Source organism: Oceanispirochaeta crateris (assembly GCF_008329965.1).
GTDB lineage: Bacteria > Spirochaetota > Spirochaetia > DSM-2461 > DSM-2461 > Oceanispirochaeta > Oceanispirochaeta crateris.
The window spans coordinates 2,886,251-2,900,109 of sequence record NZ_CP036150.1; the positions used below are offsets into that span (position 1 = coordinate 2,886,251).

Genomic DNA, 13,859 nt, shown 5'->3' on the forward strand with positions numbered 1-13,859 from the left:
GGCCTCCCCACGCCCCCCGAGGATGAATAAAAAAGAGAGGATACACCTGGCCTCTGTTCTGACGGGTTTTGGCCTTCTTATCCCCATCCTGATAACATTGTCTGTTGATTTAAACTTAAATGGAACGTTGACCTGGTCCTATTACCCCTCAATCATACTGGCAGCCATCCTGCTCATAGTCCTGACATCTCTGTATGTTACGAAATATCCAGGAAGGCTCATTTGGATAATTTTTTTGATTATCTGGGGTACAATTTTTTTGTTGAGTGCCTTTACAAACTTATCGGATTTGGCCTGGTCTACGGGATTCCCAATCGTCTTTTTTGCGGCTATTTGCAGTCACTTAACCGTCATTATCTCATCTAAATCAAAGAGAAAAGGGGCGAATGTAGCAGCCTTTATAATCATAGCCATCGGGTTATTCTGCTTTCTCTCTGATCTGCAGTTGAGTTTTAGACTAAAAGGGAAAATGGCCCCCGGCTGGTCTTTCATTGTACTTGCAGCGACTCAGCCGGTTGCGTTGATACTGTTATATCTTCATTACAGAAAAGATAAAGGATCTAAGTTGAAAAAATATTTCCACATTTAGTTGTCCTCGGAATTTGCTTCTCCCGTGAACAGCCTCTTCTTCTCGATTTCTTTTGCGGCGTTGGTGATCTCTTTTTTAAGAACCTTGATCTCCTGACGACGGGCCTGGATTTCCTCTTCCAGAGACTCGATCCTGGAGTTCATATACTCCTGATCCTTATTCAACTTTTCTATATCTTTTCTGGCTTCCCATTTTTCTATGTTCAGATTCAGCTCTATGGCATCTTCTGTCAAAGCATCGATCTCGCCAATCGCTTTTTGAACCTCAGGCAGAGACTTGAGAGCTTCTGGGGTATCTCCCGTAACCGATTCTCCCCATTTCTTCAGAGCGTCCCCGAGGCGTTCCTCTTCCAGAAGCTGCTCCTTTTTCAAAAACTCTATTCTTTTACCGGGACCTCTACCTCCGCAGAGTTCCTTTAAACGATCCTTATTCCGGAGCTTTTCTTCTTCCAAATTCTGCTCTTCTTCTAAGACAGACTGCCACTCCTTATCAGCACGGAACCAGGGTGTCAGTAGTTCGACATCCTTATCGCCGTCCTCCCCTTTCCCTGCTCCCATGAGCAATGCATCATTAAAACACTTCTGATACAGTTTGCTCTGGGAGTTCTCCATTGTCTTTTTTTTCCCTTTCAGAACAGACAATTTACTTTTAAGAATCAGTCCCTTAAAAAGACTTTTATCCACGATCTGAGATTCTGCCTGGTACAATTCTGTTTCATTATCCCGGATCTTTGTAATATTTTTGATGAGGGGTTCAAAAGCCTTTTTCCAGGGAACATCCAGATCGTAAGTATTGACTAGATGAAACAACTCTTCTCCCAGAGTTTCCTGAAGGAGACTCAAATTTTCCTGAGCCTCTTTTTTCCTATTTTTGAGAGACTGATCCTTCTCTTTGAAACTATTCAAGGTCTGTTCAATCTCTGTGATTTCATTAATTTGATGATCCATGAGAGAGATTCGGCTATTGATTTCAAGAGCCGCATTCCGGTACTCAAGCATCAGCCCCTCTTCATTCTCATCTCCCTCTCCATTCATTAGAAAAAGTCCCAGATTTTTACAAACCGAGTCCCTGTTGGCCAGGTTTTCGTCGACTTGCTGACGGAGTTCTTCAATTTTGTTCTCTATATCGGACATAATGCCTCCTCTTTCTCAGGCTTCTCTTTAAAAATAAGGATTTCCCTGTCAATTATCAAGAATTGTTATCTCTACTCGTCTATTTTTTCTTCGTCCCTCTTCTGTTGAGTTATCACCCAGAGGCTCCCGGGAACCCATACCCTGAACGACCATCTGCGAGTCTCTTCTAACCTCTTGACTCAGAAGGAAGGACGCCACAGCTCCAGCCCGGTCTTCAGACAGGCCCTGTCCCATATCTGGCGAAAGTCCCACACGGGCTGTATGGCCTGTGATCAGTAAATCATGATCTGGAAATTGGAGGAGAATATCCTTTAACTGCATCAGTTTCTCTACTTCACCCGGGAGGAATTCTGCAGAATCCGGCTTGAAATGAATGTCCTCCAAGGAAAGGACAACCCCATCATCGCTTATGGAAACAGAAACATCTTCCATTTCAACAACAGCCTCCTCAATTTGATTCCGCACATCCTCTTTTTTCCATTGGTCTGCTTCTACAACTTTTCCCGAGGCACTTCCCTTAAACGTATATCTAACGCCGGACAGCATCTTGTAAACGATCTGAAACTCCTCTTCCACAGCAGCCGGAATTCCAGCCTCCGGATCCCAAAGGTAAACCTGCTTAAAGTCACCACTCACATATTCGGGTAAATCAACTCCATCCTCCGGAATGACCGAAACAGGAAGTGAATAAAGATCCAAGCCCTGGAGAAAATGATAATTGATATGGATGACGTCCACCGATCTGCCTTCATACTCATCTTTACCGGCATAGGTATAGAAAACGCGAAAAGGAATATGCAGCCTGTAATCCAGAGAAAAGAAGTGTTTCAGGTCATGGATTTCCTCTGCCATTTCGGACCAGGACTCACCCGGTTCTATCTCTCTTTCCGGAAAGGTAGGAATATTGCGAACAGAAGGTAGATATTCATCCAGAGGGATTGGACCGTATACCCCTCTATGACTCCTGTAAAACTGACGCATCTCATCGCTGTTATATATGTACAATCCTGAATCTAAAGATTTCTCAGAGATCCCATAGGAGACATCTAAAAGAGCACCGTCCCCATCTGACTCGACAACTTTCACACCTATCCTATTGAGGATAGAACTTTGTCCTAGCAACTCTGTGTCGAACCAAACTGATTCCTGAACTTCAGAAACAATACGATACTCCATACCCTCATTTTGGGTAAACCGAAAATCCTCTGCCGAAAGGGCCAGGATGGAGAAGGAGAAAATAAAACTAAAGATTACTATTCCTCGCATGAAAACTCCTTGCATATTCTTACTTTATGTTGACAAATAAAGATCCACCATTATATTGTAATTATTATTCAGAAACTCGGAAAATAAATAGTATTTTTCCGGAGAACAATTGAGCTATTGATGGAATTTCGATCCGAGAACACTCTTGATAACGATTTTCAAAGCAATTTCAATCCTGTCTTCCGGTTCTCTGAAAAGAACGCCGGACTTTTCTTTATACTATTTCCGTAAGATTTCTGTTTTTTTTCAGGTCTTCTCTGAATCTTTTTTGAGTATAAGATTTCAGGGTTAAGGCAATTATTTACTACAGGAGACATCAGTCATGGGTAAACCGGACAATTTTAACAGTGATGATCTAAAGCCTGTTATTGAAAGACTGATAGATCAGGTCAAAAATCAGGAAGATCCTGATGTCCTGAAATCATACAAAAAGGCTTTCAAGAAACAGGTTCCCTTTGCACTCAGGTCATGGGTGACTGCGTATATGCTTAAAGAAATGGGTCAAAAACGTAAAGGATCCAGCAGATCAATTGCTGACGGAACGTCTCTCTTTGTGAGTATAGGGCGTAACCGTAAAGTCTTTCCAAAGGATTTGGTACACCTCTTCGTGAACACCGGAAAGGTAGAACGAGAGAATATCGGTGATATCAAAATTTTAGACAACTATTCTTTTATAACTATCAGCCAAGCCGCAGCTGCCAATGCCATCGATAATTTGGATGGTATTGACTATAGAGGCAGAAAATTGACTGTGAATCTAGCCAAGAAGAAAACTGTCAGTTAGAGTATTTTAAAGTTCAGCCGGATCGGCGCCGGCTGATTTAATACAATCCCTTTGCAATAAACCAAATCAGTAAGTAATTCAAAAACATCCCTACAACCAAAACGATCCCCGACAAGGCTTCATATAAAAAGGCTCTCTTCTGACAAAATGCTGCCAGAAGTTCAGGATCTGCTGGGTAAGAAATACAACAGCCCTTCAAATCGATATCCGACATCTCCAAAAGCCCTTCTGGGATTCCATAGCAGCAATATTCTATCTCCTCAGTGTCCGGCCAGCCTGTGGGTTTTCTTGAAAATAGGATCTCCGTTTCATCCTCACAGACAGCCTGGTTCTCCCCCTCTGCCGGATAGGAAGACAAAGAGAGTCTCATAAGATCCCTTTCTGCCCTATATTTTTTTCCTTTTTCCCAGAAACGCTGGTACAGATTGAAGAGAAAAACACCCGGAGGTAAGAACAGAATCACAGGTAAAAGAGCCATAGAGAGGCCTAAGAACTGGATTCCATAATTGTTCGTATTCTGAAATTGCCAGAGTGTAGAAATCAATAATAGAAGAGATCCCGTTAAAATTGACCAGGGTGTTAGAAAATTCCAAAGTTCATTCGTCTGCCTCCCGCTCCATATGCAACGGGGAATAAGTGTAAATGGATCTTCATTATATATAATGACAGTCAATGGTATTTCACGGGTGCTTCTCAGGCAGTATTTCCCTCCCTGGACATCCAGGTTCCCAAACAGAAAAAGACGGGTTCCTTCTGTCAGAGAGAAAATATCACTCCAGGGCATCTGACTCAAGGATATTTTCGGCAGGGCATAGGGGTATAAATGCCTATACAACTCGTCGTTGATTCCAGGATCTGTCTGTTTGTAAATCCTTGCATCTTTCATATCTGCCGTAATCGTCCCCGACTTTCCCCTGATCCAAAGGAGTGTACTTCCCTCAATAGCTTCCAGCTGTCCCAAGAATCGGTGCAGCCCAAGAGAAGCGCTCAAGGATGTAACTCGCGGAACAACAAGAGGGACATCAAGGGAGTGTCTTAGATTTTTTCGAAAAATCCGCCATTGACGCCGCACATAAAAAGCGCCGCTCACAGGAATCAAAAGATAAAAAAGAGCAGCCAGAGAAAGAAGCTGAACAAGGGACAGAATGGGATCAGGCAAGAACATTGAATATGGAACCACCGGAATAGGCCGACCCGGCAGCAGTATAAGGAGAGGGTGCCTTCAAGGCTGAGTGAAGCTGGCTGGAATATTGATCAATAAGAGCCTTGACCGATTCATCTGACATTTTGGAGAGATCCGACTGAAGTCCTGGATTTTCAGCTTTACTGACAAGACCGTTTATTAAGGTGTTCAGAATACGAAGACGATCGATCGATACGGAACCGCCGGGATTGCTTGTAGGAACACCCTGAACGTATTTAAATTGGGCATATGGAGATTGGGCCCGGGAAACAGGCAGACTGATTCTACCAGAATTGGGCTTCATATTGGCAATTTGAGCTACATTGACCTGTCCAGAAACGGACCTAAGTTCCATACAACCGTCCTTTTATGATTTCATTCCTATTATCGGAAGAAATCAGGATCGGTTTAAAACTATTTTAATCTAAAAACAGGGAAAAATATTAATTTTTTCTCTTTTCGCTGTCACTTTTACATTCAATGCAAAGCACTGCATAGGGAATGGCTTCCAACCTGTCTTTGGCTATTTTCTTAGTACACCGTGCACAAACCCCGTATTTTCCATTTTCAAGGCGGATTAACGCAGATTCAACCTTATTTAGCCTAAGGGTCTCCTGAGAACTAAGGGCTTCCAAGGTTCTTACATCGATATCATTTGAAGCAATATCAGCGAGATCCTTAACACCAAGATCTTCAACTGCAGCTTTGAAATCTTCATTTTCTGAAATAAGATTTCTCAATACCTGCTCTTTTATTTCGAGCAGAGTTGTTCTCATCTTGTCCTGAAACTCTTTTTCCATAGTTTTCCATACCTTTTTTAAAGGGGGTATTTATATCCGCAACAATCTGTATTATTTAACAGAAAATGTCAAGGAGTTGACAAAGGCTATCCTATTTCATAATATGCTAATCACTATAAATGTCAGGAGTTAACTGTTTGTCTAAAGAAGAAGCAATTGAAGTAGAGGGCATTGTCAAAGAATCCCTGCCCAATACAATGTTCCGAGTTGAGGTAGCCAACGGCCATGTAATACTGGCTCACTTATCAGGTAAAATGAGAAAACATTATATCCGTATTGTCCCAGGCGACAAAGTAAAAGTTGCCCTGTCACCTTATGACCTCAGCAGAGGAAGAATCATCTACAGAGAACGCTGATTTATTCAGCGCAACAATATCCAGGTAGCCCCTCCGCCGCCAGAGCTCACTTTGGCTCGACCATAATCTCTCACTAATGGAGATTTTTCCAGATAATTTTTAACAATCGGTCGGAGGACGGATGCTCCCCCCGGGGAGTGAAGTCCTTTACCATGGACAACCATAACCTTATTCAATCCCTTTCTTTTTGATTTTTTTAAGAAATATTCCAATTCGCTCAAGGCCTCTTGGCCAGTCCAGCCATGCAGATCGAGAGTATCCTGAGGATCCATACGCGCCAGCTCTTTTTTTCTTGTGTGTATAATGATTCTATCTGGAATTTCTTTTCTTTCGGCCAGCTTCCTGTCGGGAGGATACATTTCCAGCCAATCGTCCATGGGAGCTGCTTTGACCTCTGCGGACTTCTTCAGTTCCACTGCCCTATCCTTGGCCGATTTGTACCTTTGCTGCTGTTCCCATTGGGAAAGGATATCTTCAAAGTTCATCATCATAACTCTCTTTAGAAATATGAATTAGATCTTCCAGAAGAACCCAGCCCTCTAAGCCATAGGCCGTATGAATGAGAGAGAAATCACGGTAATTTCTAACAAGTTCAACCGAAGTACCTTCTGGAAGTTGAATCCAAGGACTGCCTTGGAGATCAGGGATTTTCCTTATGGCGACATCCTGACTGACCACAGCCTCTTTGCGGCTCAAAATCCAGGAAGAACGAATCAACTCCCCAGCAAAAAGGAGACTGCTGAATGTGAGCAGAAAAATCAGAAGAGCAGCCGTGGAATCATGTCTTCCTCTCCGGAGGGCGATCACAACAAAAACAAGGTTTACCGAAATGACAAATAAAAGGAACAAACCATCCATGGGTAGCAGAAGAGAGAGTTCAAACTGATGCTCTAAAGAAAGGCCCTTCTCTATAGAATCTAAGGTATTTTTAATCAGACTGCTTGTAGGTTTCAGGTATAATGAAGCACGCAATGACGCTATGGCTGGGGCATTCTCCCCACTGAGATAGTACAATACGCCTCGGTTATATAGAAAATTAGCATTCTGATCCCACTCGGCACCAGCTGTTTTATAAAAATCCAGAGCTTTTTTGAATTCACCCCTTTCAAAGGAAGATTGGGACTCCTGGAATCCGGTTATTTCATGATTACTTGAAAGGGCCGCACTTGTCATGAAAAGAGTCAGGATAAGAGTAGAAAGGGTAAATTTTTTCCGCCCCTTCAAATGCCTGTGCATGATCAAAAAGAGAACACCGGGAAACAAAAGTAAATAAGCCAATGGGTTGCTGTAAAGCGGCGACCTATTGCCCTTGAGGACTTCCGAAGGAGGGATGAGACTGAAATTTTGATTTTTTTGATTCAAAGAATCTATGACAGAAACAACACGCAAGTTCAATGTTTTCGATGGAGACACAGAGACCGTCCCTGTGAGAGGGTTCAACCAGGCAAAACCGGGAATCTCAATATTATAAGCTCCTTCTGAATCCAGGGTAATCAGATACTGCAGTTCTCTATATCCTTCAAATCCGGAGTTTCCGGCTGTAAAGTCTGAGACCTCTTTTCTGACGACATTCAATGTTTCGGGAAATTCAGGTTCGCCCAGAACCATGTAATTTAGATTTCCGACACCTTCCACCCTGAGTTTCAGCAGGACAGTATCACCCACAACAGCCTCTGAATCAGGAAGCTGTAGAGAATAGGAGAATTCCCCCACGGCCCCAGTTTTTGATACCCGTTCGGGGAGAGGTTTAACGGAGATACTCTGCCTGGTAGTACTCCTTTTCAATCCCAGAATCTGAACTTGGACAGATCCCAGATTCAGAGTTCCTGGAGCTGACGGTGTGAGCATCCAGGTCTCCATGGGAACATGAAAGAGCGTTCTTTCCCCTATACTGCTGAAATGTATTTCACCCAATCCCCGAACACTTTCAAGAATAGCCGCTTGCGGGGGCTGAATGGAAACTGAATCCGGAAGGGTTATCTCTTCCAGATTGTGCATCATAAGAACCAGAGGAACTGATTGTCCAACATAAAGAGACTCAGGGATATCCAACCATTCAATCAGAAGAGGAAAATTCAAAAATGATTCATCCCTATCCAGGATAGGAATAACTAGGGCATCGCTGGTCTGAATTTCCAATCCATCAGTGACATTCACAGGCGGAACTGTGTAAATGCCGGGTTCATCTCCCCGGAGGGTATAAATCACCTGTAAAACGGTTGCAAAGCTGCCGTCTTCATTTTGAATTGTACGCTGAGCCGTATAGGGTCCTGAAAGTTTGCTGATCCCATCCGGCCAGATGGGGTCTTGGATATCAACATCCTGCCGTCCATGAAAGGATGTTATGAATTTCAGAGTGAACCGCTGCCCCTCTACAATTTGCTCCTTCCATTCCGCTTCTATCGCCCCAGAGGGAATCAGAGGGAGTAAGAAGAAACAAAGGCTTACCAGTCCTGTTCTGAATCGGTTTCTGATTCTTTTGGATTCCATCCACTTCCCTCCTTTCTCTTTATATATTGGAGAATTCTTCTGGCATCATCACTGACGTCCGGTGTTGTTGATGCCGAGCGGGAATCGGGAGATCCACTCTCCGCTTCAAGTCTTTCCAGGACAAGCTCCAGATTTTTTTTAGATTCCAGAGAGTTCGGCCTTAATTCAAGAGCCCGACGAAAGGCATTGTATGCCTCTAAAAATCTCCCGGACTGATAGAGCACAACCCCTGAATTGAATCCTGCAGCAAAGAGGACTTCCTCATCCACAGTGGAACCGGCAAGCTCCCAAAGCTCCAGGGCAGGAAGCCCTTCTCCTAGGGCATAATAGACAGTGGCAATATTAAAAAGAATCCGTTCTTTATGATTCCCTTTATCCTCATCGCCGAGGTAATGCAGAAGGGCCTTCTGATAATCCCCCTGCTGATAGGCATAATTCCCTTTCAAAACGGAAAAACCCGGCTCAAACAGCCGACAGGACCCCGAGGATAAGATTCCCAGAAGTATAAAAAACCAGGGTAGAACGGATTTTTTTAATACCATTTTGACCACCTCAGCTGAGTACCAATAAGATTCAGAATGAGACAAAGAAGGGCAATGATCAGAAAAATACGAAAGCTCATCTGATCCTGCAGGCGGATTCCTTCCGCACCGGACTCTTCACTGAGCGAATTGAGGTCCTGAAAGATGAGTCCCGGTGTTTTAACATCCGAAAGATCATAATATTTACCGGCTCCGCTGTCTGCCATTTCTCGGAGAATACTCTGATTAAGACGGGACACAACGGCTTTTCCGGAGGAATCACTGATGACGTCCCCCGAAGCATCATAGAGGAGACTTCCCTGAACAGTCCCTATTCCGGCAACAAAGAGCGTGATATCATTGAGAAAACACTCCCTGGCCATAGCGACAGGATTGCCCTCCAGAGACTCTCCATCTGTGATAAGCAGGACAACCTTCCTGGCTGGCGACCCGGTAGGAAAGGCCTGTATGGCTTTTTTTAATCCTTTGGCAATGTCCGACCCCTGCACAGTATAAAGAGAGGGACTCAAGTTGTTTACAGCAGATTCGATTATGATTTTGTCTTCAGTGAGAGGTACGAGAATGTGCCCATCTCCCTTGAAAATCACGAGAGCATTACGCCCCTCGGGAATATTCCCCGTCAAAGATCTGATCAACTCACCCGCCCGACTGAGTCTATCAGGATGAACATCTTGAGCCAGCATGCTACGGGAAACGTCTACGGCATAGACAATATCGAGTCCGGACGACTCATCCTTCACAGGTTCCTTGTTCCAGGATATCCCGGCAGTAGCCAACAATGAGAAAACAAAGAACAGAAGCATGGTCACCCAGTAGAAAACATTTTTGATAAAATAAACATGAGACGTTTTTTCCCTTCTCCACTCTCCTCCCAAAATGGTAAGGAGACGCTTCCCGCTACTGAAGTTGAGTAAAGCGGGGAGGAGGAGAAGGAGAAGAAGGAAGAAAAACCAGAAGACCTCAGGATACAATACGGTCATAGGATCTCCCTGAAAAACAATCTTCTTAAAAGAAGATCAGTGAGGATGAGAATCAAGCCCAGAAAAATAAACCAGCGGTACAGAGGTTCTGTCCTTACCTGGATTCTCACCCTTTCTTCGATTGTTTCCAGAGAATCTATGGATCTGAACACCGATTCGAGAGTCCCCGGTGAGGAAGCCTTAAAAAAACTACCTCCTCCGGTCTCTGCCAGATCCTGCAAGAGGGTTTCATCAAAACGACTGTTCAAAGTCCCTGTCATGAGTTGTCCACTCTCTGGATGGATGAACTCAAAGGGAACCTCTCCCTCTCCACCGATACCAATGGTGTACAGCCTGATTCCCATTTGAGCCGCCATGGACGCCGCAGCAGAAGGTTGAATCTCACCGGCATTATTGTCACCATCTGTTATGAGAACAATGACCCGCTGGTCAGACCGGCTTTCGGACAAATGAAGCACCGCAACAGCCAGGCCCATTCCGATGGCGGTTCCCTCTCCCAGCTCCATAATAAGCGATTCTTCCAAACGGGATAAAAAACTATTATAATCGGTTGTAGGCGGAACCTTGAGAACCGCTTCTTCTCCAAAACCAACAAGACCTACAGCGTCATTTTTTCTTGCAGAAACAAAGAGCTTAATCATGTTGATAGCAGATTCCAAACGAGTTTCGGATGGAAAGTCCCTAGCAGCCATACTGGGGGACTGATCAAGAACGATGACGATATCAGCACCTCTATTCAGATAGACCTTTTCCTGAATGCTCAACGCAGGTCCCCCTAGTGCCAGCCCCAGAAGAAACAAACCTGCCCAGAAGAAAAATGCTGAGAAAAAGAGAGCGAGCTTCAAGCCCCTTTGTTTAATGGTGACGATTCCTTTTCTCCAAATTCCTGTGGAAACACGAAGAGATCTGCCCGAAGAAGAGCCAAAATGACGGAAGTAAAAGAGGACTGGTATCAAAAGTATAAGAAAAAGGTATTCTGGAGACTCAAAGGTCAGCATGCTTTTTCCTCCATTCTTCCAGGGCTAAAGAGACATCTTCAACCTCGCCCAGGAGCTGTTCCCTATCGCTGTAGAGCAATTTATCCCCGGCAAACTTGACCCGGTCTACCCTGTTAAAAAGATTGACCAATGACAGGGCAAGAGTTTCATGAATATGGGAACGAATAAGCAATGCTTCTATTTCCGAAGTTGTAGAACTTGTCAGATCCTGATGAAACCGTGTCGATAGATATTTCTTCAATCCACCTGTAAATGAAAGGTAAAAATCTTTCTCTGGCATATTGACCATGGTTCTTCGAATCCTGCGGATCAACCTTTGAAACTGCCGGTACGGAAGGTTCAACTTATAAGTCCTGATGATTTTCCCGGTTCTGGATCTTATGACCTTGAAGAGGAAAATCAGGATAATCGGCAGGGACAACAGGAGAGAAACAATCAGGGCTCCAACCGCTCTTGTACCGGGAATTAACAGAGGTGAACGAATCTCCGAAAGTTCCCTTGAAGCACCGGAATCCAAAATGGAGGAGGTAAAAATTTTTAGGTCGTTCAGGATCAGATCCCCGGATTCCAGAGGAGGCAATGCCCTCGTTCCAGGATAGTAGGGAATGAGACGAATAGAGATTTGATAATCAACACCTCGTGGTTCAATGTCCATGGATAGAAAACGAATCCAGCCGGGAGTGGGGAAAATTTCGGGAACCTTCAGATTCACCGCTTGATCAGTCTTGAGTAGAAAAGACATCTCCACTGTATCTCCCACATAATATTCAGGAGGTATAAACCGGAGGTTATGGATCTGATAACTTTGGGCACTGAGGGCCCCTGCAACCAGAAAAAGCAGCAGAGGAAGAATTATCCGTCTCATTTTCTCTTTTTTCTCCGTTCAAAGAAATGAAGAAGCTTTACAGCCGGATCATCCTCTGTTGAGATTTCAAGGGTATCCACACCCGCTGATTGACAGCGTCTGAGCCATAGAAAGCGTTCATGTTCCCAAAAATCATGATACTGCCTACGCATGCTTCTTGTACCCATGACATTGAGAGTCTGCCCGGATTCGGGGTCCTCAAGATGAATCAGTCCACTTGCAGGAAATTCACGGTCCAGCGGATCTGTCAGTCTTATGGCTATAACATCATGTTTCCGTGCCAGAAGAGTCAATTCGGTCTTATAGTGGTTGGTTCTGAAATCTGATAAGATAAGACAAATACCCCGCCGCTTCATCGTTTTCGATGCGGTCTTGCAAGCCAGGGCAAGATTGGAGCCTTTCCGACCTTCCTTGACTGACAGAATCTGAGTAATCTGCTTGAGGACGTGTTTTTTCCCCTTCCTCGGCTGAATCTGAGTTTCAATTCTGTCAGAAAAGAGCAGACAACCGACTTTATCATTATTCGCAACCGCAGCAAGGGCCACTATGGCAAAAAGATGTCCCGCCAGATCGCGCTTATTCACATGGCCCGAACTGAAATAGAGAGAACTGGAGGTATCCACAAGGACCTGCAAAACGACCTCTCTTTCTTCGCGGAATGTCTTTGTATAGGGGACCCCCATGCGGGATGTGACATTCCAGTCAATAAACCTGGTGTCATCGCCGTCACTGTACTCCCGCACTTCATCAAACTCCAGCCCGGGGCCCTTAAAAACAGAGTGGTAATTCCCTGCAAAGATGGTATCGACGAGTTTTCTGGATGTAAAGTGAAGTTTTTTTACCTTGCGGGAGATCTCTTCCATTTTATGGAACCGTGACTATAGATAGGATATCTCTGATCACATCATCACTGCTCAACTCTTCCGATTCTGCCTCATAAGACAAGACGATTCTGTGACGTAAAACATTGTAAGCCACGGCTTTCACATCTTCGGGGAGTACAAATTCCCTGTTTTCGAAGAGAGCATTGACCCTGGCACATTCAAAAAGAGCAATGGATGCCCGAGGAGAGGCACCAAATTCAATAAACCGAGTGAACGGAAGTTGATTTCTCCCCTTAACCCGGGATGCATTAACGATGGAAACAATATATTTTTTGATACTCTCATCCACTCTGATGGAGGCAGCCAAATCTTTCAGGTCCTGAATGGAGTATTTGGTAAAGACCTTCCTCAAAACCTGGTCGTCTCGTTTGTCCAGTTGATTCAAAATGGCCAGTTCTTCCTGAGGATTAGGATAATCAACCTTCAACTTCATAATGAATCGATCTAATTGTGCTTCAGGAAGCTGATAGGTTCCTTCCTGCTCAATGGGATTCTGAGTGGCCATAACAAAAAAAGGTTCTGCCAGCCGGTAGGTATTATCACCAATGGTCACCTGTGATTCGGCCATGGCTTCCAGCAGAGCAGCCTGTACCTTGGAGGGAGCCCTGTTAATTTCATCGGCCAAGATGATGTTGGAAAAAACAGGCCCTTTTCTGGGAACAAACTCACCGGTTTGAGGGCGGTAAATCATGGTTCCTGTCAGGTCAGCCGGAAGAAGGTCGGGTGTAAATTGGATTCTCTTAAAGTCAGCGTTGAGAACATCCGCTACGGCCTTGACCATCTGCGTTTTTGCCAGTCCGGGGACCCCTTCTACAAGGATATGCCCTCCTGTGATGATCCCCATCAGCAGGCCGTTCACCATGTCCGCCTGACCAATGATTCTCTTTGCGATCTCTTTCCTGGCAATATCCAGGAGCATGGAAGCATCCTTCATCTTGTCTGTCAGGTTTTTATTCTCACTCATCCTTATTCCCTTACCTTTTTACAAT

At 44.4% G+C, this 13,859-nt stretch carries 16 protein-coding genes; 3 read left to right on the forward strand and 13 right to left on the reverse strand.

Annotated elements, in window-relative coordinates:
* Positions 1-22: 22 nt before the first annotated feature.
* The gene (locus tag EXM22_RS13095; protein WP_168203499.1) at positions 23-589 is read left to right on the forward strand and encodes a hypothetical protein; all 567 of its coding nucleotides are present in this window, start codon (positions 23-25) and stop codon (positions 587-589) included.
* Here EXM22_RS13095 and EXM22_RS13100 read toward each other — a convergent pair.
* Both EXM22_RS13100 and EXM22_RS13105 read right to left on the reverse strand, forming a co-directional pair.
* Positions 586-1,722, reverse strand: a complete 1,137-nt coding sequence (locus tag EXM22_RS13100) for a coiled-coil domain-containing protein (RefSeq protein ID WP_149486959.1) — start codon at positions 1,720-1,722, stop codon at positions 586-588. The two genes, EXM22_RS13095 and EXM22_RS13100, sit on opposite strands and share 4 nt — an antisense overlap.
* A 48-nt stretch (positions 1,723-1,770) precedes the next feature.
* Positions 1,771-2,988 carry an OmpA family protein gene (locus EXM22_RS13105; protein ID WP_168203500.1) on the reverse strand — a complete coding sequence of 406 codons (1,218 nt, stop codon included), beginning with the start codon at positions 2,986-2,988 and terminating at the stop codon, positions 1,771-1,773.
* Between the two features lie 322 nt (positions 2,989-3,310).
* Here EXM22_RS13105 and EXM22_RS13110 point away from each other — a divergent pair, with 322 nt between their 5' ends.
* Positions 3,311-3,772 carry a DbpA RNA binding domain-containing protein gene (locus EXM22_RS13110; protein WP_149486961.1) on the forward strand — a complete coding sequence of 154 codons (462 nt, stop codon included), beginning with the start codon at positions 3,311-3,313 and terminating at the stop codon, positions 3,770-3,772.
* Between the two features lie 37 nt (positions 3,773-3,809).
* On the opposite strand, the gene EXM22_RS13115 is transcribed toward EXM22_RS13110, so the two are convergent.
* The 3 genes from EXM22_RS13115 to EXM22_RS13125 all read right to left on the reverse strand — a co-directional run bounded on the left by EXM22_RS13115 (position 3,810) and on the right by EXM22_RS13125 (position 5,755).
* Entirely contained in the window at positions 3,810-4,931 is a 1,122-nt protein-coding gene (locus EXM22_RS13115; RefSeq protein ID WP_149486962.1) for a hypothetical protein, read from the reverse strand.
* On the reverse strand, positions 4,924-5,310 hold the full coding sequence (locus EXM22_RS13120; protein ID WP_149486963.1) for a hypothetical protein: 387 nt from the start codon (positions 5,308-5,310) through the stop codon (positions 4,924-4,926). Before EXM22_RS13120 ends, EXM22_RS13115 begins: the two co-directional genes overlap by 8 nt.
* Positions 5,311-5,398: 88 nt before the next feature.
* Positions 5,399-5,755: a TraR/DksA family transcriptional regulator gene (locus EXM22_RS13125; protein WP_149486964.1), complete on the reverse strand. Its 357-nt coding sequence runs from the start codon at positions 5,753-5,755 to the stop codon at positions 5,399-5,401.
* 119 nt (positions 5,756-5,874) lie between these two features.
* Between EXM22_RS13125 and infA the strand changes: the two genes are divergently transcribed.
* Positions 5,875-6,111, forward strand: coding sequence for a translation initiation factor IF-1 (gene infA, locus EXM22_RS13130; protein ID WP_210411483.1), 237 nt, complete (start codon positions 5,875-5,877; stop codon positions 6,109-6,111).
* Between the two features lie 5 nt (positions 6,112-6,116).
* Here the strand turns inward: infA and EXM22_RS13135 are convergent, their stop codons facing one another.
* Genes EXM22_RS13135 through EXM22_RS13170 form a run of 8 tightly spaced genes read right to left on the reverse strand, consistent with a single transcriptional unit; the run spans position 6,117 to position 13,834 of the window.
* Complete coding sequence (locus tag EXM22_RS13135; protein WP_149486966.1) at positions 6,117-6,602, reverse strand: Smr/MutS family protein; 486 nt, start codon at positions 6,600-6,602, stop codon at positions 6,117-6,119.
* A complete protein-coding gene (locus EXM22_RS13140; protein WP_149486967.1) occupies positions 6,586-8,601 on the reverse strand; it encodes a BatD family protein in 2,016 nt (671 codons plus the stop codon). Before EXM22_RS13140 ends, EXM22_RS13135 begins: the two co-directional genes overlap by 17 nt.
* Positions 8,556-9,143 (reverse strand): tetratricopeptide repeat protein, encoded by a 588-nt coding sequence (locus EXM22_RS13145; protein WP_149486968.1) that lies wholly within the window; start codon positions 9,141-9,143, stop codon positions 8,556-8,558. The genes EXM22_RS13140 and EXM22_RS13145 overlap by 46 nt, the downstream gene beginning before the upstream one ends.
* Positions 9,134-10,123, reverse strand: a complete 990-nt coding sequence (locus EXM22_RS13150; RefSeq protein ID WP_149486969.1) for a vWA domain-containing protein — start codon at positions 10,121-10,123, stop codon at positions 9,134-9,136. Before EXM22_RS13150 ends, EXM22_RS13145 begins: the two co-directional genes overlap by 10 nt.
* A complete protein-coding gene (locus EXM22_RS13155) occupies positions 10,120-11,121 on the reverse strand; it encodes a VWA domain-containing protein (RefSeq protein WP_149486970.1) in 1,002 nt (333 codons plus the stop codon). Before EXM22_RS13155 ends, EXM22_RS13150 begins: the two co-directional genes overlap by 4 nt.
* Positions 11,108-11,986 carry a hypothetical protein gene (locus EXM22_RS13160; protein ID WP_149486971.1) on the reverse strand — a complete coding sequence of 293 codons (879 nt, stop codon included), beginning with the start codon at positions 11,984-11,986 and terminating at the stop codon, positions 11,108-11,110. The genes EXM22_RS13155 and EXM22_RS13160 overlap by 14 nt, the downstream gene beginning before the upstream one ends.
* A complete protein-coding gene (locus EXM22_RS13165; RefSeq protein WP_149486972.1) occupies positions 11,983-12,849 on the reverse strand; it encodes a DUF58 domain-containing protein in 867 nt (288 codons plus the stop codon). Before EXM22_RS13165 ends, EXM22_RS13160 begins: the two co-directional genes overlap by 4 nt.
* A gap of 1 nt (position 12,850) precedes the next feature.
* Entirely contained in the window at positions 12,851-13,834 is a 984-nt protein-coding gene (locus EXM22_RS13170; RefSeq protein ID WP_149486973.1) for an AAA family ATPase, read from the reverse strand.
* Positions 13,835-13,859: the final 25 nt, after the last annotated feature.

Bases quoted from the DNA above. Each gene is read 5' to 3' on its own strand.
- EXM22_RS13160 (WP_149486971.1), bottom strand. From the start codon at position 11,986: ATGAGACGGATAATTCTTCCTCTGCTGCTTTTTCTGGTTGCAGGGGCC.
- EXM22_RS13150 (WP_149486969.1), bottom strand. From the start codon at position 10,123: ATGACCGTATTGTATCCTGAGGTCTTCTGGTTTTTCTTCCTTCTTCTC.
- EXM22_RS13120 (WP_149486963.1), bottom strand. From the start codon at position 5,310: ATGGAACTTAGGTCCGTTTCTGGACAGGTCAATGTAGCTCAAATTGCC.
- EXM22_RS13105 (WP_168203500.1), bottom strand. From the start codon at position 2,988: ATGCGAGGAATAGTAATCTTTAGTTTTATTTTCTCCTTCTCCATCCTG.
- EXM22_RS13155 (WP_149486970.1), bottom strand. From the start codon at position 11,121: ATGCTGACCTTTGAGTCTCCAGAATACCTTTTTCTTATACTTTTGATA.
- EXM22_RS13135 (WP_149486966.1), bottom strand. From the start codon at position 6,602: ATGATGATGAACTTTGAAGATATCCTTTCCCAATGGGAACAGCAGCAA.
- EXM22_RS13140 (WP_149486967.1), bottom strand. From the start codon at position 8,601: ATGGAATCCAAAAGAATCAGAAACCGATTCAGAACAGGACTGGTAAGC.
- EXM22_RS13100 (WP_149486959.1), bottom strand. From the start codon at position 1,722: ATGTCCGATATAGAGAACAAAATTGAAGAACTCCGTCAGCAAGTCGAC.
- infA (WP_210411483.1), top strand. From the start codon at position 5,875: ATGTCAGGAGTTAACTGTTTGTCTAAAGAAGAAGCAATTGAAGTAGAG.
- EXM22_RS13145 (WP_149486968.1), bottom strand. From the start codon at position 9,143: ATGGTATTAAAAAAATCCGTTCTACCCTGGTTTTTTATACTTCTGGGA.
- EXM22_RS13125 (WP_149486964.1), bottom strand. From the start codon at position 5,755: ATGGAAAAAGAGTTTCAGGACAAGATGAGAACAACTCTGCTCGAAATA.
- EXM22_RS13170 (WP_149486973.1), bottom strand. From the start codon at position 13,834: ATGAGTGAGAATAAAAACCTGACAGACAAGATGAAGGATGCTTCCATG.
- EXM22_RS13165 (WP_149486972.1), bottom strand. From the start codon at position 12,849: ATGGAAGAGATCTCCCGCAAGGTAAAAAAACTTCACTTTACATCCAGA.
- EXM22_RS13095 (WP_168203499.1), top strand. From the start codon at position 23: ATGAATAAAAAAGAGAGGATACACCTGGCCTCTGTTCTGACGGGTTTT.
- EXM22_RS13110 (WP_149486961.1), top strand. From the start codon at position 3,311: ATGGGTAAACCGGACAATTTTAACAGTGATGATCTAAAGCCTGTTATT.